Origin of the sequence: Streptomyces sp. NBC_00162 (assembly GCF_024611995.1) — a bacterium.
GTDB lineage: Bacteria > Actinomycetota > Actinomycetes > Streptomycetales > Streptomycetaceae > Streptomyces.
The window spans coordinates 877,304-897,850 of the sequence record NZ_CP102509.1 but is presented as its reverse complement, the minus strand read 5'-3'; the positions used below and the strand labels follow the sequence as shown (position 1 = coordinate 897,850).

The window sequence follows — 20,547 nt, the reverse complement described above, 5'->3', positions numbered from 1 at the left end:
GGAGTCAGGCAGGTCCCGGAGTCAGGCAGCAGGAGGCTGCCGAGAGGCGTCGAGCAGCACGGCGACCAGGCGTTCGGTGGTTTTCTCCGCGTCCTCGCTCTCGCCGGGAACGCGGGTCATCAGCAGGTGGTGGAGGGTGCCGACGAGTGCGAGCGCGATCGTGGCCGTGTCGGCGCCCTCCGCGATCCGGCCGCCGCGTTGCTCGGCCTGGAGATAGCCGGTGAACGAGCTTTGGATCGCGTCGAAGGCCGGCGCACCGGACCGAAGGCCCTCCCGGGTGTGCAACGTGGCCGCGGGGCGGGTCATGGCCAGGCCCACGACCGCCGGGGGCAGGGATTCCAGCAGTGCGAGAGCAACCTCCTGAACGTTGGCGGCGACGCTGCCCTGCCCCACCCGCGCCTCCAGCTCCTCGGCCTGGCGGGCGCTGCGCGCGAACCGGTCCAGGACCAGTTCCGCGACGAATTCGTCCAGGCCGGCGAAGTGCGTGTGCAGGACCCCTTTGCCGCAGTCGGCCTCCGCGGTGACCGCCCGGCTGGTCAAGGCCGCCGCCCCGTCGCGGGTCACCACTCGTTCCGCCGCCGCGAACAGCCGCTCGCGCAGATCCGGAATCGCCACTCCACGAGGTGACACAACGGCCCCTTCCGCCAAGCCCATTGCAAGTATGGGCGTTCGCCCATACTGTTTGGGCACTTGCCCATACTAGGGTCGGGGGCGCTCGGCGTCTCCGGCGGGGACGGATGTGCCGCATGGACCAGGTCGCCAACACCGCTCAGGCGCAGGCATGGAACGGCTATGAAGGCGCCCAGTGGGCCGGCAGTCAGGAACGGTGGGACGCCATCAACGACGGCTTCAACGAGCCGTTGCTCGCCGCCGCTGCCATCGGGGAGCTCGACCGCATACTCGACATCGGCTGCGGGGCCGGCCGCACCACCCGCCTGGCCGCCCGGCGGGCAGATCGGGGCGGGGCCGTCGGCGTGGACCTGTCGATCCCCATGCTGGAGAGGGCCCGCGCGAGCGCGGATCGCGAAGGCGTGCGCAACGCGTCGTTCGCGCAAGGCGACGCCCAGGTCCACCCGTTCGAGCCCGGGTCCTTCGACGCGGCCGTCAGCCGGTACGGCATGACCTTCTTCGTCGACCCCGCCGCCGCTTTCGCCAACATCGGTGGTGCACTGCGCCCCGGCGGCCGACTCGCGTTCATCTGCGCCGCCGAAGCCGAGACCAACGAATGGCTCAAGGCCCTGGCCTCACTGGACGGCATCCTGCCCCTCGACGGCTTCGGCGCACCCGGAGCCCCGGGCATGTTCTCGCTCACCGACCCCGATCACACGCTCGCCCTGCTGGCCGAGGCCGGCTTCGAGGGCGCCCGGGCGCAGCGCGTGGAAGCAGCCGGGAACTGGGGGAGGAGGGCCGAGGACGCGGCCGCCTTCCTCCTCGGCTCCGGGCCCGGCCGCCACCTGCTGAGCCAGGTCGGGCCCGAGGTGCAGGAGCATGCCCGCCGGACGCTGACCGACGCGTTGCGCCCGTACGAGGAGGGCGGCGCGGTGTGGCTGCGCAGCGGCTCCTGGCTGGTCACCGCCGCCCGCGGCTGCGGCGAGACGGACACGCCCCGTCAGGCGGACCGCGCGCCGGTGCGGCGGGCGTAGCAGAACAGGTGGTCCTCCGGTTCGGCGAGATCGCTGTCCGGCCGGAAGGTGGAGGTGGCGTGGTACAGGACCTCCAGGCCGCAGTCCTCGCGGAGCCGGCGCAGGTACTCCGCGGTGGAGTAGCTGGAGACCCGGACGCGGTGGCCCATCCATTCGATCTCCACGTCCGCGATGTCGGCGGGCACGGTGGCCATCACGAAGTAGCCGCCCGGTACCAGGCATTCGGTGATCCTGCGGAGTGCCTCGCCGACCTCGTCGCGGCCCATCACCAGCAGCGGGAAGAAGGCGCAGACGGCGTCGAAACCGCCGTCCGGAGCCCGGTAGTCGCGCACGTCCCGCCTCTCGAAGCGGGCGCCGGGCACCTGGGCACGGGCGAGTTCGACCATCGCCGCCGACACGTCGATGCCGGTGACCTCGTACCCGGCCCGCACGAGCGTCTCGGCGACCGGCCGCCCGGTGCCGCTGCCGACGTCCAGGACACGGGCGCCGGCGGGCAGTCGGGCCGTGAGCCAGTCGAGCGCGGCGAGCTGGCCGGGCAGGTCGCGAAAGGCACGCTCGTATTCGGCCCCCATCCCGTCGAACACTTCCGCCGCCGACTCCACCGCGCGATCGTCCACCGCAGGTCCCTCCGATTTCCGGTTCCAGGCCGGATCCCAGGCTAGAGGCTGAGGGAGGCCGGCACGAAGACCTTCGTCCGCCGTCCGGATCGGGTACGGGGGAGTGGCGTACAGGTGGTGCTGTGTGGGTCCTCGGGGCGGGGAAGTCCGTCACCCAGCCCCGCATCGGGCGGCCGGTGAGGCGGACGCCGCCGCCCGCTGCCGTCGGATCTGGCGGCTGCGCAAGGCGGTGTACAGCGCAGCGGTGATGACGCTGGCGGCGCACCAGGCGCCGATTACCACTGTGATCGTGGAGAGGGCGGACATGGGGACACCTCCGGGTGGGACGACGGGGGCGGGGACCGGAACGGTGTCGGCCGCCGTCTCAGAGGAACGGGCCGCAGGGCGGTCACGCTGGCGGCGGAGTGCCGCGATGAGCCGGGCACGGTGGTACTCACCGTGCCCGACAAGTACCCCAAGGGCGTGGACTTCACGCTGACCCGTGCGGACGGATCCGAGCCGGATCGATGAGGGCCGTACGGGATGCCAGGGCGCAGGCGGAGTCGGCGAAGTACTGCTCGTCGGCACCGTGGGCGAAGCCGAGCATGACGCCCTGGCTGAGGCCGACGAACAGCGCCCGGAGCGCGGTGGCCAGGCGCTGCGCCTGATGCGACGTCACGACGTTCCCGTTGTGCGATCGGCCGGTGAACAATGCGATCAGGTGGCTCTCATGCGTCCGGACGGATGCGGCGAGCCGGGAGCCCAACTCCGGATCGTGCAGGGCCATGTCGAGCAGGGTGATCTGCAGCGACAGGCCGGACAGCGCGTCGGGGGCGTCACAACTGCGCCGGTAGTACCGGGCGAAGGCGTCGACCGCTTCAAGGAGATCCATGTCAGCGCGGATCGCCTGTTCGATCTCTTCGTAGTGCGGCCGCAGGTAGTCGGTGACCAGGGCGACCACCAGGCCGCTCTTGCTGCCGAACAGCGAGTAGATGGCGCCGGTGGTCAGGCCCGCCCGCTCGGCGATCTCGTCGAGCTTGGCGCGGTACCCGTCTCGCGTGACGACCTGGAACGCGGCATCCAGCAAGGCGCGGCGGTTGCGTTCCTTGGTCTCGGCTCTCGTCATTCTCATAATTTGATTATGGTAGTAATCATGTTACGGAACGGGAAGTTGACCAGGCATCAGGGAGAACGCTCATGACGCAGGCCCAGACCCAGACCGCGACTTCGTCAGCGAAACGCATGCTGGCGGGGGCCGTCGCCGACGGCGTCTTCAAGGTGTTGCTCGGTGCCGGCTTCATCATCGGCGCTGTCCGGCTCGGTGACCTGCTCGGTGTGCCCGCCTGGCTGATGGCCGTGTCCGGCGTGGCCCTGCTGATCGGCGGCGGGATCGAGATCGGGTATGTGCGCAGCCGTCCGATGGCCACGTACCGGCGGCTCATGGTTGCCTACGACATCGGCTGGGTGCTGGCGGCGCTCGCCGGCCTGCTGATGGCATGGCGGGGCGGCAGTGCCGGGGGTGAGGTGTGGATCGGGTACCAGGTGGCGGCCCCCGTCGCGCTCGCCGCACTGCTGGTAGCCGCCACCCCCGTGCACTGAGGTGGTGAGCGACATGAGGTGTACGTACTGCGGTGCCGTCGGCCTTGAGCAGGGGTTCGTGGAGGACACCGGCGAGGGCTCCCGCGGCTATGCCCGCTGGATCGCCGGACCGTTGGAGCGCGGGCTGCTCGGCGGGGCGAAGAGTCTGGGCCGGCCCCGCCGGCAGATCGATGCCTACCGCTGCCCGCGCTGCGGCCACTTGGAGCTCTTCGCCACCGAGCCGATCTGAGTCCGCCCGCTACGGCGCGATCGGCAGCTGTCGCTTGTGCTCGGTGAGGCGGTAGCGGCGGACGATCGTGTCGAAGGCCCGCTCGCCGACCGGCTTGCCTTCCAGGAAGTCGTCGATCTCGTCGTACGTGACTCCGAGCGCGTCCTCGTCGGCCTTGCCCGGGTCCAGGGTCTCCAGGTCCGCCGTGGGGGTCTTCCAGACCAGCTCGGCGGGGGCGCCCAGGGCGTCGGCGCACGCCCGGACCCGGCGCTTGGTCAGACCGGTCAGCGGGACCAGGTCGGCCGCGCCGTCGCCGAACTTGGTGAAGAAGCCGGAGACCGCCTCGGCCGCGTGGTCGGTGCCCACGACCAGGCCGTCGTGCGCGCCGGCCACCGCGTACTGGGCGATCATGCGCTGGCGGGCCTTGATGTTGCCCTGCACGAAGTCCTGGTGGTGGGCGTCGCGGAAGACGGTGCCGCCGGTCACGGCGGCCTCCAGCGCGGCGTCGCTCGCAGACTTGACGTCCACGGTCAGCACCCGGTCGGCGTTGATGAAGCCGAGGGCGAGCTGGGCGTCCTTCTCGTCGGCCTGGATCCCGTACGGCAGCCGCATCGCGTAGAACGTCGCGTCGTGGCCGGCCGCGCGGACCCGCTCCACGGCCAGCTGGCACAGCCGTCCGGCGGTGGTGGAGTCGACGCCGCCGCTGATCCCGAGCACCAGGGAGCGCAGGCCGGTGGAGGTGAGTCGCTCGGCGAGGAAGGCCACCCGGCGCTCGATCTCCCGGTGCGCGTCGAAGCTCTCGGCCACCAGGAGCTCCCGGGCGATCTCCTGCTGCAGGGCGGTGGACGCCGGCTGGCTCACGGCTGCTCCTCGTGGTCGTTCGTGGTTCACGGTGTGCTGTCCCGCCGACCCTAACCGAAGCGGCGGGCCGGGGTTCGCAGAGGTTCCGGGTTCCGGATACCGGCCGGGAACCCGAGGTGGGCGACGGAGTTCAAGCCATCCGCGTCCCGATGCCGAGGGATGGTGAACCCGTTTCGCGGCAGGGCCGTGGAACGCATCGACGCCCGCCTCCGTTGCCGTGTCGGTACGGAGGGTCAGCGTCCGCGAGAGCAAGGAGTCCTGCCGGCTGCCGCCGGCGTCATCCGCCCCCACGGAGATCCCCATGCGACTGCTCCCGTCCGCCCCCGTCACCTTCCTCCTCGTGTCCCCGGCCCGTTCCGACGCGAGCGGCACTCCCGCAGCCGCTCCCGCAGCCGCTCCCGCAGCCGCTCCCGCAGCCGCACTGGCCGCCGATGCGGTGGTCCTGGACCTGCGCGAGGTCGAGGGTGCCCGGGCCCGGATGCCGGATGTGGCGGTGCTGCCCGGGCGGCAGTGCTGGGCGTTGATCGCGCCGCCGCGCAGTGCCGAGGGCGAAGCCGAGTTGCGCAGGCTGTCCGGGGTGGTCGACGGGCTGATGGTCACGTGCGTGGGCGGGACGGAGGACCTCGACCGGGTCGCCGCGCTCGGCCCGGGCACCCCGTTGATCCCGGTCATAGACAGCGCCGAGGCGTTGCGCAGGGCCCCGTCGCTGGCCCGGCACCCGGCCGTCGTACGACTCGGCTTCACCAGCCGTCACGCCTGCCCGGACTTCACGGACGGCATGCTCTCGGTGCAGAGCACGGCCGCCTGGGTCTACCGGATCGTCGCCGCGGCCTCGGCGGCCGCGGACCTTCCGGGACCGGTCGGCGGGATCTGCCCCGGTCCGCGGGACCGGGTGGCGGTGGCGGGCGAAGCGGCCCAGACGGCGGACGCGGGTTTCACCGGATACTGCGTGTCCCAGCCGGAGTTCCTGGCGGACGCCGCTGCCGCCATCGCCGCTGCAGCCGTCGCCTCGACCCGTCGCGTCGGCACCGGGCGGCGCCACCTGCGCCGCGTACCCGCGCACGCGGGGACCGCCGCCGCAACCTGAGCGGATCAGGCGTGGCGTGGCACCGAGGCCACTCAGCGCAGTACGGCCGCCAGCAGGTCGGCGCCCAGCGCCGTCAGATCGGGCAGGTTGAGGGTGTGACGGACGTAACGACCGTGCCGCCGAGCCGTGAGCAGGCCCGCGCGGCGCAGGACGGCGAGGTGGCGGGAAACCTCCGGGAGCGTGAGTTCCCAGGCGTGGGCCAGCTCACTGGTGGTGTGCGGGCCGCGGGCCAGGGTGCGCAGCAGCCGCAGCCGTACCGGATGTGCGAGCGCCTCCAGCCGTAGAGTCACCGTCTCCAGCGATACCGGCTCCGATGGACCCGGCTCGGCCACGGGGTACTGCACCACCGGCTGCCACCTGGGCGCGTGGACCGCCACCAGGTGCGGGCGGCCGAAGACACTGGGGATGAAGGTGACCCCGGTTCCGTGGGCGGCGGTCGCCTTGTCCTGCAGCTTGTCCACGATGATGCAGCCGCCGTCCGGTGCCAGGGTGACCGCGCCGGAGACCGATGCGAGTGCCGCCCCGATGCCCTGGCGCTTCAGCAGGTCGTTCTTCAGGCGCAGGTCGGTGGCGAGCTGCACGGCGACGCCCGTCCAGGCGTCGTCGAAGAACGCGTCGGCGCACTGTTCGAGGGTGTGGCGCACCCGCGCCCGCACGGCGGCCGGGTCCGCGAGCAGCCGTTCCGCGAAGGCCTCTTGCCGTGCGCCACGGGCCTGGGCCAGGTCCAGGGCCCGCTCGCGAGCCGTCGCGTCGGTGAGCGGCGACGGCGCGGCGAAGTGGACCCGGTTGCTGCCGCACGTGGTGACGAGCGCGGCGGTCACATACCTTTCGTCGTCGATCCGGTCCACGTCGTCCAACTCCTCGGCGAGGGTCGCTCGAGGTCGGGCGGGGAGCAGGAAGTCGGCTTGTGAGGAACGCCAGAGGAACTCGGCCTCCCGCAACCGTTCGGCCAGCTCCGGCGGCAGCCCGGCCCAGACGTCCCCGGCCCAGCCGGCGAGTTGGGGATGATGCCCGGGTTCGGCCAGTACGTGGAGCATCGCGGTCAGCTCGGCCAGCGGGGAGGCGGCGAACCGCAGTCGCTCGGACGGCAGCCCGCTGATGTCGATCCTCAACGTCACCCCCTCATCATCGCTGACCTGATGGCCGGCGACGTCGTCGGTTGACGGTGTCCGTCAACCGACGCGGCCGGCCCGGCGGCCGAACGCACCGTTGACGCCATGGCAACCACCACCAAGATCAAGCTCCGCGCCCTCGTCCGGGCCTCCGGAGGCCCCCGCTATGCCGTCGCCCTGGCCGTGGACGCGCTCGGCACCGGCCTGCTGCGGCCGTTTCTGCTGCTCTACGGGGTGACGGTGCTGAGGCTCTCCGCGCCGGTCACCGGCATCGCCATGACGGTCGGCGTCGTCGTGGGTCTGGTGTGCATGCCCGCGGTGGGCCGATGGCTGGACCGGGGCGCGCGCAGCACGGTCGTTGCAGCGTCGATGCTGGTGCGGGTCCTCGGCGTGGCGCTGCTGCTGGCCGCCCCGGCGGGGCACGTCTGGCTGTTCGCGACGGCGGCGCTCTTCCTCGGCATCGGCAACCAGGCATGGCCGGCCGCCCACGCGGCTCTCGTGGCCACGGTCGCCCACGGCCGGGAGCGCGACGTCGCGCTCGCGGGAGGCCGCGCCCTGCGCAACGCCGGCCTGGGCGTGGGCGCGCTCCTCGCCACCGCATGCCTGGCGGGCGGCACCAGCGCACTGCAGTCGCTGGCAGCCGTCACCGGGCTCGCGTATCTGGCTGCGGCGGCCTTGGCGTGGTCGGTCCACCTGTACGCGCAGCCGGCCGCTACCCCGGCCAAGGACAGGGACGACGGGCCCGCACCCCGGACGCGCGCGCTGCTGGCCGCCAACGTGGTCTACGTCTTCTGCCTCAACGTCCCCGAAATCGCGCTCCCTCTGGTCCTGCTGACACAGCTGCACGCATCCCCGGTGTGGTCGGCAGCCATCTTCGTGGCCAACACGGTGCTGGTGGTCACCCTGCAGGTCCCGGTCACCGTCCTGCTGTCCCGCTTCTCCCGGCGCACCGTGCTGGCTCTCGCCGGCGTGGTACTCGCCGTGTCCTACCTCGGCTTCCTCGCGGCCACCTCACTGGGACACGGCTGGGGTGCCCCGGCCGTCGCCGCGGTGTCCGTGCTCTGCACCCTCGGCGAGATCATCTATGCCGGCAGCGCCACCGCGCTCGTGACCGCCCTCGCCCCGGCCCATGTCCTGGGACGCACCCTCGCCCGCTTCGAGCTCTCCACGGGCTTCGGCCTCGCCGTCTCCCCGGCCGTCATCACCGCGCTCGCACCCCACGGCTCGGCCGCCCTCTGGGGCAGCCTCGCCGGTGCGACGCTCCTCTCCGCCTCCGCCGTTGCCGCCGAGAAGGACCAAGGAACGCGGCTCAGCGGTCGCCCCTGCCGGGCGAGAGCAGGCTCGTGAGCTCTCCCACTGCTCTCGGCCGCGCCCATGGGCCCGGCCGGCGGCGCCACGAGCTCTACCAGCTCGATTCGAACGCGCGTCCTTCGTTGCCGACTCGCACATGCGCATGCGGGCATTTCGCCCTGATTTTCGTCACTCTGGGTGCTGCTGATGCTTTCCCCTCCTCTCCTCACCCCGACAGGAAGCGCACATGATGACCGCACTCCGGTTCCCCACTGCTTCCCGCACCGCGACCATCAGCACCACCCCCTATGACGTCGGTCTGCCCGTGCTGCGCCTCGTGCTCGGTGTGATCATGGCCGTCCACGGAACCCAGAAGCTGTTCCGGTGGTTCGACGGCCCCGGCATCAAGACCACAGGCATGTTCTTCAGCAAGGCCGGCTATCCGGCGGGCGAGACCATGGCGACGATCGCGGGCCTGACCGAGACGCTGGGCGGCCTGGGCCTGATCCTCGGCCTGCTCACCCCGCTGGCGGCCGCCGCCATCGTCGGCGTCATGATCAACGCCATCTCCGTCAAGTGGACCGGCGCCGTGCTCGGCCTGGAGGGCGTCGAGCTCGAGTCCCTGATCATCGCCGCGGCCGTCACCCTCGCCCTCACCGGCCCGGGCCGTTTCGCCCTGGACCGCTTCGTGCCGGTGCTCCGCGACCACAGGCTGGTCTACGGTTTCCTCGCCCTGGCCCTGGGGGTCGTACTGGCGGTCGTGGTGCTGCTGTTGCGGGACTGAAGGCTGGGGATCAGACAACCTGGCCGGTCTTGAACCCGTCGGGGCGCTCCCTGGAACCGGCGGCGCGATGCAGGTACGAGTCGATCGCGGCGAAGGTGTCGTCCGGCTGCTCCATCTGCGGCAGGTGGCCTGCCCGGGGGATGAGCTGCAACCGGCCGTTGCCGAAGCCGTCCGCGTACGCCGCTCCGTAGGCGGGCGTGACGATGCGGTCGCTCTCGCCCCAGAGCAGCAGGGCGGGGATCTCGACGTGGCGCAGGCGGCGCAGCAGCTTCGGGTCGTGCATGTACGGGTCGCCCGCGAGGGCGCGCATCGTGGCCATGTTGGCCTGCTGGGCGGTGAGTTGCTCGGGCGGTATGAGCGCGGGGTCGCGGTAGTGGCGGGCCGAGTCGTGCCAGGCGGATTCGGCGACGCCGCGGGCGTCGAGGGTGAAGAAGTCCCGGATCGGCTCGGATGTGACGTGGATGCCGACGGCGTCGATCAGGACGAGGCCGGTGATGAGGCCCGCCGTGTCGCGCACCGCCATCTCGGCGCCGATCCAGCCGCCGAGCGAGGAGCCCACGACGAGGACGTCGCGCAGTCCGCGGGCGTGCAGGTGGTGGAGGTAGGCAAGGGCGAGGTCGTCGATGCCGGTCAGCCACTCGGGGCGGTCGGTGCCGTTCCAGCCGGGGTGTGTCGGAGTGATGGTGTGGGTGGTCCGCGCCAGGTGGGTGGCGAGTCCGGCGACCGTGGCCGGTCCGCCCCCGCCGTGCAGGACGAGGACGGGCCGGCCGGTTCCGGCCTCGGTCAGGGTGAGGGGCAGGTCCGGGTACACGGTGGCCGTGTGAGTGGAAGTCATGCTCCACACGGTAACTAAACTAGTTTATATAAGCTAGCTTGGTTGTGGATTAGGCTGGATCCATGCGCAATGAACTGCAAACCCTCGGCAGGGCGGTCAAGCAGGCCCAGTACCGCCAGCACCGCGCCCTGGAGCGAGAGTTGGCCACGGTCGGCACCACACTGGCCCAGTGGGACGCCCTGCGGGCGATCAGCGGCGCGCCCGGGGCGCCGGCCCGCGCGCTGGCCGCGGCCACGTTCCAGAGCGAGCAGGCCTTCGGCACGCTCGCCGCACGCCTGGTCGCCCAGGGCCTGGTCGAACGCCGCCCAGGGCACGGCCGCCGCATCGAGCACCACCTCACCCCCGCAGGCGAACGCGTCCTGAAGGCCGGACACCAGGTCGCCGATACGGTGCTGGCCTCATGCTTCTCCACCTTGTCCACGGCCGACCGCGCCACCCTGCTCGATCTGCTGCAACGCCTCGACCCCGACGAGGACCGGAGCCCGTGAGACGTGACGCGCCGGCGAGCTCCGATCGGCGCGAGGTGTGATGCAGGTCACGGGAAGCCGGTGTGCACTGCCGGACAGCTCAATGAGGTGAGCACTCACATGCGAGCCCGGATACGAGCCGGGGATTCAAGCGCGTTCGCAGAGCTTTTCGACAGCTATGCCCGCGCGGTCTACAACCATGCTTTCCGACTGACCGCCGACTGGTCGACGGCCGAGGACGTGATGGCCGCGACGTTCATGGAGGCGTGGCGGCTGCGTGACAAGGTCGATCCAGAGGGCGGCTCCCTGCGGCCGTGGCTGCTGGGCGTCGCCACCAACACCGCCCGCAACCAGTACCGGAGCAACCGGCGCTACCGGGCAGCGGCGAACGCGGCAGCGGCGGCCGAGCTGTCCGTTCCCGACCACGCCGAAGAGGTGGCCGAACGAGTCGACGACCGGCGCCGCCTCGCGAAGGCTTTGACCGCCCTCGCCTCGCTGCGCAGAACGGAGCGCGAGGTGGTGGCGCTGTGCCTGGGGGAGGGCCTGGACTACGAAGCCGCGGCGCAAGCCCTCGGGATTCCGGTCGGTACCGTCGGCTCCCGGCTTTCCCGGGCGCGCAAGAAGCTGCGCGTGCTCGCCGAGGACGAACCGGCCGGCCCGGCTGCCGAAAAGACGCCGCAGAATGCGCGCGGAAAACGGGAAGGCGGCGGTTCGCCGCGACAGACAAGAGGTGACCACGCACACGTGGTCCGGCCCGCGCAGGGAGGAAACCGATGAACGCGAACACGTCCGGACCGAGTCCGGCCGAGTGGGACGAGGGCGTACGGCTGCTCTCCCAGACGGCGCGTGACCTTCCGGCGGGCCGCCACCAGTTCCACAAGGAGCTCTTGATGGCCCAGATCCAGCAGGAACAGCGTACGGAGACGGCAGCCCCGGTCAGGGAACGGCGATTCCGGCTGCCGCGTCCGGCGATCACACTGCCCGTCGTGGCCACCGCCCTGGCCGGGGCGGTCGTCGCCGTGTTGATGATGCCCGGCGGTACGGAAGCCGGAGGCCTCGCCACCGGACCGGCCATGACCACACCCGTCGGCGCCGCGACCACCAACGGCGTGCCGGAACTGCTCGACCGGATTTCGCTGGCGGCGGCTGAGGTGCCCCAACAGGGCATCAAGCCCGGCCAGTACATCTACATCGAGTCCCAGACGGCCGACACCTTCCTGAAGACCGTCGGCGACAAGACCACCCTGGCCAGCTATGAGCTGCACCGCCGCCAGATCTGGGCCTCTCCCGACGGCACCAAGGGCTGGCTGATCGACCCCGCCGTCAACGACAGCCCCGAGGGAGAGACCCTGAGCCTCCCCGACGAGCTGGGCAACACCCGGGTGGCAGGCCTGAACGCACCCTCGTACGACTACCTGGCCAAGCTGACCGCCGACCCCGCCGAGCTGCTCGCCAAGATCTACAAGGAGACCGAAGGCATGGGCAACTCACCCGAACAGCAGGCGTTCACCACCATCGGCGACCTGCTCGGCGAGAGCTACCCGCCTGCGGCGCTGTACCCGGCCTTGTTCAGGGCCGCCGCGAAGATCCCCGGTGTCGTCGTCGTGCAGGACGCGGTGGACGCGGTGGGCCGGCCCGGGGTGGCGGTTGCCCGGCTGGACGAGAACAGCGGTCAGCGCGAGGAGTGGATCTTTGAGCGGAACACCCATGTCTTCCTGGGCAAGCGCACCGTTCAGGTGAATGAGAACCGTGGACAGCAGGCTCTGATCAAGCCCGGCACGATCACCTTCACCAGCGCGATCACGAACCGGGCCATCGTCGACGGCATCAAGAGGACCCCGTCGCGGGTGGGCTGACGCACCAAGACCCCCTAGGCGTGCAGGCCTTCCAGGAGCATGGTCAGGTAGCGGTGGGCGGTTGCGGTACGGGCGGCGGGGGTGCTGCCGTGCATGTTCGCGGCGTAGGCGATTCCGCACATGAGCGGGACCAAGTCGCCGGGGGTCAGGTCTGCGCGCACGACCCCGGCGTCTTGGGCCCGGCCGAGTAGCCGTTCTCCGACCGACCAGAGAGTGCGTTTCAGTTCGGTGGTGCGCGGCAGTGCGTCCGTGGGCGCGGCGGTGACCGGGGACAGAGACGCGTCGGTGACCTGCGCTTCGATGGTGTGGGCCAGGAAGCCGACGAGTGCCTGCCACGGGTCGCCGTCGGCCAGCGCCTGCTCACCTTGGGCAGCGAGGTCTTCCAGGCATGGGGTGGCGACGGTCTCCAGGAGCGCCTCGGAGGTGGGGAAGTGACGGTAGACGGTGCCGACGCCCACCCCGGCGCGGCGGGCTACGTCATTGAGCTGCAGCGGTGTGCCCTCGTCGATGAGAGCACGGGCCACGGCGACGATCCGTTCCCAGTTGCGAGCGGCGTCCTTGCGTAGCGGGGTCGTCATGGGGGCAGTCTAACCGGATTGCTCATCCGGATCGCCGGGCCTCCACCCCCAGAGGTTGCCCTCTCGCTTCCCTGAGTGCTGCGGTCATGCTGATCGGTTCACGGATCCCGCGAGGCGCTCACTGAGGCGGCGGACGGCCGCGGCGATGCGAGGGTCGGTCGCGGCGCGGAAGGGGGCGACCGGATGCGCCTGCGGTCCGATCACGAGACCGGTCCGGCCGGCCAGCGTGGCGTCGGTTGCGGCGAAGATCGAGGGCTTGGCCGCAACGGAGGCCGGACCCGAGGTTGACCGCTCGAACTTCCGCTGGACAAGGGGCCAGAGCAGGCGCAGTCCAGGGGAGACGATTCTGGGATCGCGCATGGTGCCGTTGGTCATGTCGGTCGCGGCGCCGCCGGGGTCCGCGGCGAAGACCGAGATGCCCGTCCCGTCGAGCCGTCCGGACAAGTCCAGCGCGTAGGCAAGGTTGGCGAGCTTGGCGCGGCCGTACCAGTGGAAGCCGTAGTAGCCGCCAGGCGGCTCGACGGAATCGAACGTGCGCTTGGCGACTCCGATCGAGCCCGAGGTCACGTTCACGATCCGACTCGGCGCACCGGCCCGCAGGGTGGGGATCAGCAGCTCGGTCAGCAGGTACGGCGAGAGGTGGTTGACGGCGAACGACGCCTCGATGCCGTCGACCGAGTCCTGCCGCTCGGCGAACATCGCCCCGACGTTGTTGACCAGGACGGTCAAGGGGCCCTCGGAGGCGATGCGGTCCGCGAGTGCGCGGACCGCATCGAGCGAGGCGAGGTCGGCCGCCAGGAACCGGGCGGGATGCGCCGGCGCCGTGGCGTTGATCCGCTCGACCGCGCGAGCGCCGCGCTCGGCGCTGCGCCCGACCACGGTGACCGCGAGCCCTGCCGCGGCCAGCCCCAAGGCGGTCTCCAGCCCTATCCCCGCCGTCCCTGCCGTGACTACCGCTGTCTGCTTCATCGCACATCCTGTTCTCGCGATACGGATACATCATCCGTTTAGTGCTGCCACCGTAGCAGATCCGGATGGCCTATCCGTTTAGCGGTGAGCGGCTGGCCGGCGGTACTCCCGGCCAGGCGAGTTGGGGGTGAAGGCCGCGGTGGGGAGGACGGCGTGGATGATGGCCGGTATGCGCATCCGCATCGAAGCCGTCGAGCTACCCGGCCTCACCTGCCCGCCCGGAGCCACCGCTGACGGAGGGGCGCCGTTCTACGGGAACGTCCACGTCGCCGTACAGCGACGCGATCGCCCGGCCGAGCTCCTCGATCCGCAGCCCGGTGATGCGAGGACCGCGACCTGGACCCTGGAGTGCACCGTCGTCGCTTCCCCGGCGAGCCCCGATGTGAAGGGCCCGTACGTGCAGGGCCGTCCGGGCGGCCGGTTCGTCTACCTGTCGTGGGGCACGGTCGACGAGGAGGGCGCCTTCGCGATGTTCCGCCGCGCCAAGCTGATGCTCGATGCCGTGCCCGGTCAGGTGCTCAAGGCCGCCGCGGATGGCGGCCTGCTGGTCGGGCGTCTGGGCCTGACCGACGCATGCGGCGAACCGGTGTGCGCGCGGGTCGTACCCCCGCGCATCACCTGGGTCGCGGAACCCGCCGGCTGAGGGCGTCGGGCACCGTCGGTGCGGCGACAGGATGGCGCAGAGGTCTAGCGTCGGATGTACACACCATGATGTGGGAGGACAGCACTCATGCGGATCACCGTACTGACCGTTCCCGACTGCCCCAACGCGCCGGTCGCACGTGAGCGGATCGCCGCCGCTCTGGACGGCCGGGCGGCGAAGGTGGAGCTGGTCGAGGTGCGGACTGAGGCGGAGGCCGCGCGCTGGGGCATGACCGGCTCGCCCACCGTGCTGCTCGACGGCGCCGACCCGTTCGCGGTCGCCGGTGCGGCCCCGAGCGTCTCCTGCCGCCTGTACCGCGACGCGGACGGCCGCACCGACGGGGCGCCGAGCGTGGAGGCCCTGAGGCGGGCCGTGGCGGGCGGAAGCGTCCGATAGTCCGGGGCCGTACCCGTTTCCGCCGTGGCCACCCGGCACCGGGTCCAGCTGGAGGGCGGGGTACGGGATCGCGACTCAGACGTTCCGCCCCCTGCTGGCTCCCTGAATGTTCGGTCTCTGAGCAGGCCGCCCGCCGGGCCCTCAGGCCTCGTCGGGTGCGCGGGACGGATCGGAGCTGTTGCCGAGGACGTTGTCGATGTGGGCCGCGAGCGAGGCCCGCAGGCTGTCGGGTGTCATCTTCTGGTCGTCGATCAGGTGCGCCACGAGGTCGGCGCGGATGGCCGCCAGCAGGGCGTGGGCGGTGAAATCCGCGTCGTGGACGCCAGGCACCTGGTCCAGCGCCGCACGAAGGATTTCGTGCCACCAGCCGTAGTGCCCGGCCTGGTAGGGGCTGCTGAGCCCGGCGTCCTCCGCGGCCGACATCAGGTGCCGGTTCTCGATCTTGAAGCGCAGCGAGGCGTCAAGGAGGTCGAGCACCCGCTGCCGCGGTGAGGACCCGGCCGCGTCCTGCGCTTCCCGCACGGCCTGCTGCAGGGGTTCGAGGCGGGAGGCGATCACGGCGCCGATCAGGCCGGCACGGTCGCCGAAGCGGCGGAAGAGCGTGCCCTTGCCCACGCCCGCGGCGGCGGCGATGTCGTCCATCGACACGCTGTGAGGGCTGCTGCTCTCGGCGAAGAGGGCGTCGGCGGCGGCCAGCACGGCTTCTCGGTTGCGCAGGGCGTCCGCGCGCTCGGTGCGCTGGGCCACGGTTCCTCCTCCTTGGTCCGAGTCCTGTCCCGGACCCCCGGAACGGTTCATGGTATGCGGTGGGTTCGCGTCAGTGGCGGCCCGCGCGCCCGGCCAGGAACGCCGCGGAGTCCGCGCAAGAAACCGTTTGGCGGACCAGGCGACCACTGCTACTTTCCCTGAAGCCGTGCCAGAGAACGAGGAGGTGGTACCCGTGAACGCAGTATCGACATGGGTGCTCCCCTCCGGGGTCACGGCCGGGCGATAGGTCGTCCGGGAGCGCCGTCTCTGAGCCCTCCCGAAAGGCACGACCATGCAATTCATTTCTGAACAGCGCCTCGACGACGGCGTCCTCGAGCGCGAATTCACCCTCGGCGAGATCCCCGGAACCCTGTGGACCCCTGAATCCGCCGCACCGACCCCGCTGATCCTGATGGCCCACAACAACGGCCTGCCCAAGGGGGCAGCCCGGCTGGTTGCCCGGGCCCGGCACTGCGCGGCGTCCGGCTACGCGGTGGCCAGCATCGACGCCCCCGGGTGCGGTGACCGGCCCCGTTCAGCCGCCGACGAGCAGGTCCGCGCCGACCTCCGCCGGGCGATGCAGGCCGGCGAGCCGGTCGATGAGATCTTCGAGTCCTTCATCGGCCCGCTGGTCGAAAAGGCGGTCCCGGAATGGCGGACCACCCTGGACGCCCTCCTTTCGCTGCCCGAGATCGGCGGCCCGGTCGGGTTCTCGGGGTGGACCGCCGTCGGCATTCGGCTGGCGGCGGTCGAGCCGCGCATCGCGGCCGCCGGTTTCTTCGCCGGGGGTTACGTGCCCCTCGCCCAGCGCGAGGAGGCCCGGCAAGTCACCATTCCGCTGCTGTTCCTGCTGCAGTGGGACGACGAAGGGAACCCCCGGCAGCGGACCCTGGACCTGTTCGACGCCTTCGGCACCAAGGAGAAGACGCTGCACGCCAATCTGGGCGGGCACACCGGCACCCCGTGGTTCGAGGTGGAGGACGGGACCCGGTTCTTCGGCCGGCACCTGAAATGAGGCCGGGCCGTCAGGCCGACAGCAGAGGGTAGGCGGTGTCGGCCGGGACGCCGCTCGTCGAGGACGGGTCCCGGCTCTCCTCAGCTCTCTGCACCGCGGGCCCCTGCCAACCAGGCAGGGGTCCGCGGTGCCCGAAGCCGTGAACTGTTCCACTTCTCGCGCCGGTCATGGAACATCAACCGCTCCATTGGACCTCCCGTTCCACGAAGGCGCGGAACGTGCCCGGCGGGCGGCCGGTGAGGTGCTGGACGGTGTCCGAGGTGCGGTCCTCCGCGCCCTCGGCGATGGCGCGGTCCATGCCGGCCAGCATGGTGGCGAACTCCAGCGGGATTTCGGCCGCCCAGCGGTCGCGCAGCTGCTCGAAGGTCAGCTGCCGGTGCACCACGGGCCGGCCGGTGACCTCGGCGATGGTCGCGGCGACGTCGGCGTAGCTCAGTGTCTGCGGCCCGGTCAGGATCAGGTCGGTGTTCGGGGCCTGGTCGTCGGTCAGGGCGCGTACGGCGACGGCGGCGATGTCCTCGGCGTCGATGAACCCGACGCGGCCCTCTCCCGAGGCCGACATGATGGCGCCCTCGTCACGGATGCTGCGCGCGTGGGGGTGGAGGCGGCGAAGTTCTGCATGAACCAGGACGGCCGCAGCACCGCCCACTGCTCGAACAGCCCGGGCAGGGCCTCGTGGACCTGGCCCACCGCGGGACCGCCCGCGGGGATCGCCGATGAGCTGAGCAGCACGGCACGATGCACGCCTGCCGCACGGGCCTGGCGGAGGAAGGGCAGCATGATCGCTGCAGGGTCCGAAGAGCCGATGGGCGGGACGAGGTAGACGCGGTCGACGCCGTCGAGGGCCTCGCTCCAGGTCGCCGGCTCGTTCCAGTCGAAGCGGACAGCCTGTGCGCCCTCCACCGGGGTGGCGTTCCGGCCGGCGGCCCTGACGCGGTGGCCCTCGGCGATCAGGCCGACGGCGACACGGCGGCCGGTGGTGCCAGTGGCCCCGATGACCAGGATGGTGCTGGGGGAGTTCAACGGTTCGCTCCTACGAAGTCGGCGCCGGGCTGCGACACGGCGAGGGGGTTCCAGTAGTCCCGGTAGGAGGTGATGCGCCCCTCCTTCACCGTGACCACGGCGATGTAGGTCATGTCGAAGGGGCTGTCGGTCTCCACCAGGCGGCCGACCCCGCGCATCTCCACCACGATCCTCTCGGGGACGGTGGTCTGGTGGATCTCCACGTGGGGGAAGTCGTGCAGGTCGACGTGGTCGGGGTAGTGGCGCATGTAGTCGCCGACCGCGGCCTTGCCTTCGAGGCGCAGGGGCCAGCCTTCGGGCGCGAAGGGGAACTCGAGGACGCCGTTGTCGTCCCACAGTTCCACCCAGGCGGGGATGTCGTTCTCGAGCAGGAGCCGAAGACCGTGGCGGTACAGCTCCGCGGGTGCCATGGGGATTGTCATGATCAAGGTTTCCGTTCTGCTCGAAGGCACGGCGATCCAGGCCCGCAGGACGGGCCGCCCGAATGAAAACGGACCGACAGTCCGTATGAAATGAAGCATACGGACTGCCGGTCCGGTTCACAATCGGCCCGTCAGTCGACGGTCGTTGCACTGAACGGCCGTTGACCGGCTGCCATTACGCGCGCTGCGGGCCGGAATCAGCCGCGGCTGCGGCCTGCCGTCCCGCCCAGCGCGTCCAGGCCCCAGGGCGCCTGGGAGTCGGCCAGGAAACGCGCCTCGTCGGCGGGCAGGTCCCCGGCGAAGGACGCCGCGAACTTCTCCCGATCGAGGAAGGGGAACCCATCGCTCGGGGGCAGGATCGGCGGAACGGGAGCTCCGGGCGGCGGGTCGGCGATGAGCGTCTTCACGGATTCGCCCTTGTCGGGCGCGAACGCCGCGATGTACACGAGTGCGGTTCCCGAGCCGGAAGCGGGGCCCCAGCGGGTGCGTGCGGCAGGGGGCTGCTCTAGCGTCGAAGGAGGGAGGGGAAACCCTGCCGAGCAGGTCCGGTGCGGGGGCCCGGGCCACGCGGCTTTACGTCGGCCGCGTGCGCTCGGCGCCGTTCCCACGCGGGTTCCGGCATACCCAGGTCCCGGGCCGCGCGGCGATCCCGGAGAGCAGGTATGCATCCCATGCGCACGTCTACCCGTATCGCAAGCGTCCTCACCGGCCTGACCCTCGCACTCGGTGGCGCGGCCTTTACGGCCCCCGCCGCCCACGCGGACGTCACGGCCTGTATCAACCAGGTCGAGCGGGAGCTACAGGGTGGCGAGGCCCCGGAGTCCGTCCGCACGGCGTGTTACGTCGGGTTGAACGGAGACAACGCGCAGTGTGTGTCCGGTCTGACCGCGGGCGGTGTGACCAACGGGACCGCGGTGAGCGCCTGCAAGGTGGCCCCCAATTAGGAGCTCGGGGCGCTTCACAGGCCGGCGCCCATCGGGGCGCCGGCCAACCGAACGGCGAGGTCACTGCCGTTGCGTGCGCCAACCACACCGCCTCGGCCCCACCGGCACATCGGCGCCGGTCGTCAGTCTCAGCGGATGCCGAGTGCGACGATCTGGGTGACCTCGTCCTGGGCGAAGTTGTCGTCGCTGACCAGGAGCAGGGTCCGTTCGCCGCCCGGCAGGGTCGGGCCCCAGGTCATGCCCTCGGTGTTGTCGACCGTGGACAGGCCCAAGTCGTGGAAGTCCGCGACCAGTTCCTTGCGCATCGGTACGACGCTCTGTCCGGCCAGGGAGTCCACGTTCTGCACCTCAGTCGCGCCACGGGTGGTGGCGTCGTAGATGCGGATCTTGAAGCCTGCGCCTGCCACCCACGTGCGTTCGAGTACGAGGTAGCGGCTGGGGTCCTCGGGGAAGGCGAGGATCGCGGGCACACCGGTGTCCGGGGGCCACGGGCTGGACGGGTCGGACTCGGTGAAGATCTTCTCCAGGGGATAGGCGAACTGCCCGAGCACGTCGCCCGCCCGGCTCTGCTGGGTGACGCGAATCAGCGCGCCGTGCTCCAGGTTGGGCTCCGGGCCGTCCTGGAGCAGCGGACCCTCGACAGCGCTGGTGAGCACGCCGTTCCTGGCTCCGAACGTGATCGCTTCCACCGCCTTGTTCCGCCGTGGACCCCGATCACCCATGCTGACCTCGTAGTTGGGCGGCAGGGGCAGTTGGCCACGGTGGGCACCGGAGCGAGTGGCGAACTGGATCGACGGCTGGATCACCGGATCGCTCGACGCCTTCGGCCGGTCGCCCTCCTGTGCCCACCAGTACCGGCAGCTCCACGGGTCCACCCGCAGCTCTTCCGGGTCCACGGCCTTGCCGTCGCCGGCGCTCGCGGGTGGGTAGACGGAGCCGTCCGGCTGCAGGAACGGGTGGGTGCCGGTGAAGTCGACGGAGTGCACCCCGGCGCCGTCCACCGCGATCCTGGCGGTGTAGAAGCGGGCGGGCTGCAGGTACGAGCGGTCGTCGCTGATCATGACGTACTCACCCGTGCACGGATCCCGGTCGATGCCGGACAGTCCGCCAACAGTCGTGTTCCGGAAGGGGAGTTTGTGCGGAACGATCTTCTCGCCCAGCAACCGGGCCTGCGCCCCGATGTGGGACCGTGCGGCGGTGTCGTCCGACTGGGCTGCCACGGCGGGGGCCATCGTCGCAGTCAGCACCAGGGCCGCGGCACAAACGTGGCGGATCAAGGAGGTTTTCATGTATTCGATCTTGGCCCGGGATGCGCACCGAGCGCAGTCACCCATCCGTGTGATCGGCACCCCGGGCTCTCCGGGTCGCCGCCTGCTGGCTCAAGGACCTGACGCTGCGGCAGATGCCCTCTGTGCGGGATCTCGAGGTCGGTGGGTGAACTGTCCCTGGGAGGGGTCCCATCGTTCAGCGTC

At 71.1% G+C, this 20,547-nt stretch carries 24 protein-coding genes and 2 pseudogenes; 13 read left to right on the top strand and 13 right to left on the bottom strand.

Annotated features, from left to right (window positions below; translation table 11 throughout):
• Positions 1–21: 21 nt before the first annotated feature.
• On the bottom strand, positions 22–615 hold the full coding sequence (locus JIW86_RS04910; protein WP_257552675.1) for a TetR family transcriptional regulator: 594 nt from the start codon (positions 613–615) through the stop codon (positions 22–24).
• A gap of 131 nt (positions 616–746) precedes the next feature.
• Here JIW86_RS04910 and JIW86_RS04905 point away from each other — a divergent pair, with 131 nt between their 5' ends.
• The gene (locus tag JIW86_RS04905; protein ID WP_257552674.1) at positions 747–1,643 is read left to right on the top strand and encodes a class I SAM-dependent methyltransferase; all 897 of its coding nucleotides are present in this window, start codon (positions 747–749) and stop codon (positions 1,641–1,643) included.
• Here the strand turns inward: JIW86_RS04905 and JIW86_RS04900 are convergent.
• Positions 1,610–2,260 (bottom strand): class I SAM-dependent methyltransferase, encoded by a 651-nt coding sequence (locus tag JIW86_RS04900; RefSeq protein WP_257552673.1) that lies wholly within the window; start codon positions 2,258–2,260, stop codon positions 1,610–1,612. The genes JIW86_RS04905 and JIW86_RS04900 overlap by 34 nt on opposite strands.
• 469 nt (positions 2,261–2,729) lie before the next feature.
• Positions 2,730–3,365: a TetR/AcrR family transcriptional regulator gene (locus tag JIW86_RS04895; protein ID WP_257559218.1), complete on the bottom strand. Its 636-nt coding sequence runs from the start codon at positions 3,363–3,365 to the stop codon at positions 2,730–2,732.
• Between the two features lie 71 nt (positions 3,366–3,436).
• Here JIW86_RS04895 and JIW86_RS04890 point away from each other — a divergent pair, with 71 nt between their 5' ends.
• Together JIW86_RS04890 and JIW86_RS04885 are read left to right on the top strand one after the other, a co-directional pair.
• Positions 3,437–3,838 (top strand): hypothetical protein, encoded by a 402-nt coding sequence (locus JIW86_RS04890; RefSeq protein WP_257552672.1) that lies wholly within the window; start codon positions 3,437–3,439, stop codon positions 3,836–3,838.
• A gap of 13 nt (positions 3,839–3,851) precedes the next feature.
• Positions 3,852–4,067: a hypothetical protein gene (locus JIW86_RS04885; RefSeq protein ID WP_416237661.1), complete on the top strand. Its 216-nt coding sequence runs from the start codon at positions 3,852–3,854 to the stop codon at positions 4,065–4,067.
• Positions 4,068–4,076: 9 nt separating this feature from the next.
• Here the strand turns inward: JIW86_RS04885 and nadE are convergent, their stop codons facing one another.
• Positions 4,077–4,907, bottom strand: a complete 831-nt coding sequence (gene nadE, locus JIW86_RS04880) for an ammonia-dependent NAD(+) synthetase (protein WP_257552670.1) — start codon at positions 4,905–4,907, stop codon at positions 4,077–4,079.
• Between the two features lie 301 nt (positions 4,908–5,208).
• Here nadE and JIW86_RS04875 point away from each other — a divergent pair, with 301 nt between their 5' ends.
• Positions 5,209–5,994 carry a hypothetical protein gene (locus JIW86_RS04875; RefSeq protein WP_257552669.1) on the top strand — a complete coding sequence of 262 codons (786 nt, stop codon included), beginning with the start codon at positions 5,209–5,211 and terminating at the stop codon, positions 5,992–5,994.
• Positions 5,995–6,026: 32 nt separating this feature from the next.
• On the opposite strand, the gene JIW86_RS04870 is transcribed toward JIW86_RS04875, so the two are convergent.
• Positions 6,027–7,112 carry a helix-turn-helix domain-containing protein gene (locus JIW86_RS04870; RefSeq protein WP_257552668.1) on the bottom strand — a complete coding sequence of 362 codons (1,086 nt, stop codon included), beginning with the start codon at positions 7,110–7,112 and terminating at the stop codon, positions 6,027–6,029.
• A 99-nt stretch (positions 7,113–7,211) separates the two neighbouring features.
• On the opposite strand from JIW86_RS04870, the gene JIW86_RS04865 reads away from it, so the two are divergent.
• Both JIW86_RS04865 and JIW86_RS04860 read left to right on the top strand, forming a co-directional pair.
• Positions 7,212–8,453, top strand: a complete 1,242-nt coding sequence (locus tag JIW86_RS04865; protein WP_257552667.1) for an MFS transporter — start codon at positions 7,212–7,214, stop codon at positions 8,451–8,453.
• A gap of 193 nt (positions 8,454–8,646) precedes the next feature.
• Positions 8,647–9,180 (top strand): DoxX family protein, encoded by a 534-nt coding sequence (locus JIW86_RS04860; RefSeq protein ID WP_257559217.1) that lies wholly within the window; start codon positions 8,647–8,649, stop codon positions 9,178–9,180.
• A gap of 10 nt (positions 9,181–9,190) precedes the next feature.
• Here JIW86_RS04860 and JIW86_RS04855 read toward each other — a convergent pair whose 3' ends face one another.
• Positions 9,191–10,015, bottom strand: coding sequence for an alpha/beta fold hydrolase (locus tag JIW86_RS04855; RefSeq protein ID WP_257552666.1), 825 nt, complete (start codon positions 10,013–10,015; stop codon positions 9,191–9,193).
• Between the two features lie 62 nt (positions 10,016–10,077).
• On the opposite strand from JIW86_RS04855, the gene JIW86_RS04850 reads away from it, so the two are divergent.
• From JIW86_RS04850 to JIW86_RS04840, 3 genes are all read left to right on the top strand, one after another.
• A complete protein-coding gene (locus tag JIW86_RS04850) occupies positions 10,078–10,503 on the top strand; it encodes a MarR family winged helix-turn-helix transcriptional regulator (protein ID WP_257552665.1) in 426 nt (141 codons plus the stop codon).
• Between the two features lie 99 nt (positions 10,504–10,602).
• Complete coding sequence (locus JIW86_RS04845; protein WP_257552664.1) at positions 10,603–11,259, top strand: RNA polymerase sigma factor; 657 nt, start codon at positions 10,603–10,605, stop codon at positions 11,257–11,259.
• On the top strand, positions 11,256–12,338 hold the full coding sequence (locus tag JIW86_RS04840; protein ID WP_257552663.1) for a CU044_5270 family protein: 1,083 nt from the start codon (positions 11,256–11,258) through the stop codon (positions 12,336–12,338). Before JIW86_RS04845 ends, JIW86_RS04840 begins: the two co-directional genes overlap by 4 nt.
• 14 nt (positions 12,339–12,352) lie before the next feature.
• Here the strand turns inward: JIW86_RS04840 and JIW86_RS04835 are convergent, their stop codons facing one another.
• Together JIW86_RS04835 and JIW86_RS04830 are read right to left on the bottom strand one after the other, a co-directional pair.
• Complete coding sequence (locus JIW86_RS04835; protein WP_257552662.1) at positions 12,353–12,916, bottom strand: TetR/AcrR family transcriptional regulator; 564 nt, start codon at positions 12,914–12,916, stop codon at positions 12,353–12,355.
• A gap of 84 nt (positions 12,917–13,000) precedes the next feature.
• Entirely contained in the window at positions 13,001–13,885 is an 885-nt protein-coding gene (locus JIW86_RS04830) for an SDR family NAD(P)-dependent oxidoreductase (protein WP_257552661.1), read from the bottom strand.
• A 169-nt stretch (positions 13,886–14,054) separates the two neighbouring features.
• Between JIW86_RS04830 and JIW86_RS04825 the strand changes: the two genes are divergently transcribed.
• Both JIW86_RS04825 and JIW86_RS04820 read left to right on the top strand, forming a co-directional pair.
• Positions 14,055–14,528, top strand: a complete 474-nt coding sequence (locus tag JIW86_RS04825) for a DUF5990 family protein (RefSeq protein WP_257552660.1) — start codon at positions 14,055–14,057, stop codon at positions 14,526–14,528.
• 87 nt (positions 14,529–14,615) lie between these two features.
• Positions 14,616–14,924 (top strand): thioredoxin family protein, encoded by a 309-nt coding sequence (locus tag JIW86_RS04820; protein WP_257552659.1) that lies wholly within the window; start codon positions 14,616–14,618, stop codon positions 14,922–14,924.
• 141 nt (positions 14,925–15,065) lie between these two features.
• Here JIW86_RS04820 and JIW86_RS04815 read toward each other — a convergent pair whose 3' ends face one another.
• A complete protein-coding gene (locus JIW86_RS04815; RefSeq protein WP_257552658.1) occupies positions 15,066–15,671 on the bottom strand; it encodes a TetR/AcrR family transcriptional regulator in 606 nt (201 codons plus the stop codon).
• 292 nt (positions 15,672–15,963) lie between these two features.
• Here JIW86_RS04815 and JIW86_RS04810 point away from each other — a divergent pair, with 292 nt between their 5' ends.
• Positions 15,964–16,686 carry a dienelactone hydrolase family protein gene (locus tag JIW86_RS04810; protein ID WP_257552657.1) on the top strand — a complete coding sequence of 241 codons (723 nt, stop codon included), beginning with the start codon at positions 15,964–15,966 and terminating at the stop codon, positions 16,684–16,686.
• 175 nt (positions 16,687–16,861) lie between these two features.
• Here JIW86_RS04810 and JIW86_RS04805 read toward each other — a convergent pair.
• From JIW86_RS04805 to JIW86_RS04795, 3 genes and pseudogenes are all read right to left on the bottom strand, one after another.
• Positions 16,862–17,709 (bottom strand): annotated as a pseudogene (locus JIW86_RS04805) (NmrA family NAD(P)-binding protein).
• A complete protein-coding gene (locus JIW86_RS04800; protein ID WP_257552656.1) occupies positions 17,706–18,131 on the bottom strand; it encodes a nuclear transport factor 2 family protein in 426 nt (141 codons plus the stop codon). The pseudogene JIW86_RS04805 and the gene JIW86_RS04800 overlap by 4 nt, the downstream one beginning before the upstream one ends.
• Before the next feature lie 221 nt (positions 18,132–18,352).
• Positions 18,353–18,583, bottom strand: a pseudogene (locus JIW86_RS04795) (alpha/beta hydrolase); the annotation flags it as partial.
• A 219-nt stretch (positions 18,584–18,802) separates the two neighbouring features.
• Between JIW86_RS04795 and JIW86_RS04790 the strand changes: the two are divergent.
• Entirely contained in the window at positions 18,803–19,075 is a 273-nt protein-coding gene (locus JIW86_RS04790; RefSeq protein ID WP_215140983.1) for a hypothetical protein, read from the top strand.
• 128 nt (positions 19,076–19,203) lie between these two features.
• Here JIW86_RS04790 and JIW86_RS04785 read toward each other — a convergent pair whose 3' ends face one another.
• Positions 19,204–20,364 carry an esterase-like activity of phytase family protein gene (locus tag JIW86_RS04785; RefSeq protein ID WP_257552655.1) on the bottom strand — a complete coding sequence of 387 codons (1,161 nt, stop codon included), beginning with the start codon at positions 20,362–20,364 and terminating at the stop codon, positions 19,204–19,206.
• Positions 20,365–20,547: the final 183 nt, after the last annotated feature.

Excerpts from the sequence above, each read along its gene's own strand:
- JIW86_RS04905 (WP_257552674.1), top strand. The coding sequence starts at position 747 with ATGGACCAGGTCGCCAACACCGCTCAGGCGCAGGCATGGAACGGCTAT.
- JIW86_RS04895 (WP_257559218.1), bottom strand. The coding sequence starts at position 3,365 with ATGACGAGAGCCGAGACCAAGGAACGCAACCGCCGCGCCTTGCTGGAT.
- JIW86_RS04890 (WP_257552672.1), top strand. The coding sequence starts at position 3,437 with ATGACGCAGGCCCAGACCCAGACCGCGACTTCGTCAGCGAAACGCATG.
- JIW86_RS04885 (WP_416237661.1), top strand. The coding sequence starts at position 3,852 with ATGAGGTGTACGTACTGCGGTGCCGTCGGCCTTGAGCAGGGGTTCGTG.
- JIW86_RS04875 (WP_257552669.1), top strand. The coding sequence starts at position 5,209 with ATGCGACTGCTCCCGTCCGCCCCCGTCACCTTCCTCCTCGTGTCCCCG.
- JIW86_RS04865 (WP_257552667.1), top strand. The coding sequence starts at position 7,212 with ATGGCAACCACCACCAAGATCAAGCTCCGCGCCCTCGTCCGGGCCTCC.
- JIW86_RS04860 (WP_257559217.1), top strand. The coding sequence starts at position 8,647 with ATGACCGCACTCCGGTTCCCCACTGCTTCCCGCACCGCGACCATCAGC.
- JIW86_RS04855 (WP_257552666.1), bottom strand. The coding sequence starts at position 10,015 with ATGACTTCCACTCACACGGCCACCGTGTACCCGGACCTGCCCCTCACC.
- JIW86_RS04850 (WP_257552665.1), top strand. The coding sequence starts at position 10,078 with ATGCGCAATGAACTGCAAACCCTCGGCAGGGCGGTCAAGCAGGCCCAG.
- JIW86_RS04845 (WP_257552664.1), top strand. The coding sequence starts at position 10,603 with ATGCGAGCCCGGATACGAGCCGGGGATTCAAGCGCGTTCGCAGAGCTT.
- JIW86_RS04840 (WP_257552663.1), top strand. The coding sequence starts at position 11,256 with ATGAACGCGAACACGTCCGGACCGAGTCCGGCCGAGTGGGACGAGGGC.
- JIW86_RS04835 (WP_257552662.1), bottom strand. The coding sequence starts at position 12,916 with ATGACGACCCCGCTACGCAAGGACGCCGCTCGCAACTGGGAACGGATC.
- JIW86_RS04830 (WP_257552661.1), bottom strand. The coding sequence starts at position 13,885 with ATGAAGCAGACAGCGGTAGTCACGGCAGGGACGGCGGGGATAGGGCTG.
- JIW86_RS04825 (WP_257552660.1), top strand. The coding sequence starts at position 14,055 with ATGCGCATCCGCATCGAAGCCGTCGAGCTACCCGGCCTCACCTGCCCG.
- JIW86_RS04820 (WP_257552659.1), top strand. The coding sequence starts at position 14,616 with ATGCGGATCACCGTACTGACCGTTCCCGACTGCCCCAACGCGCCGGTC.
- JIW86_RS04810 (WP_257552657.1), top strand. The coding sequence starts at position 15,964 with ATGCAATTCATTTCTGAACAGCGCCTCGACGACGGCGTCCTCGAGCGC.
- JIW86_RS04800 (WP_257552656.1), bottom strand. The coding sequence starts at position 18,131 with ATGACAATCCCCATGGCACCCGCGGAGCTGTACCGCCACGGTCTTCGG.
- JIW86_RS04790 (WP_215140983.1), top strand. The coding sequence starts at position 18,803 with ATGCGCACGTCTACCCGTATCGCAAGCGTCCTCACCGGCCTGACCCTC.
- JIW86_RS04785 (WP_257552655.1), bottom strand. The coding sequence starts at position 20,364 with ATGAAAACCTCCTTGATCCGCCACGTTTGTGCCGCGGCCCTGGTGCTG.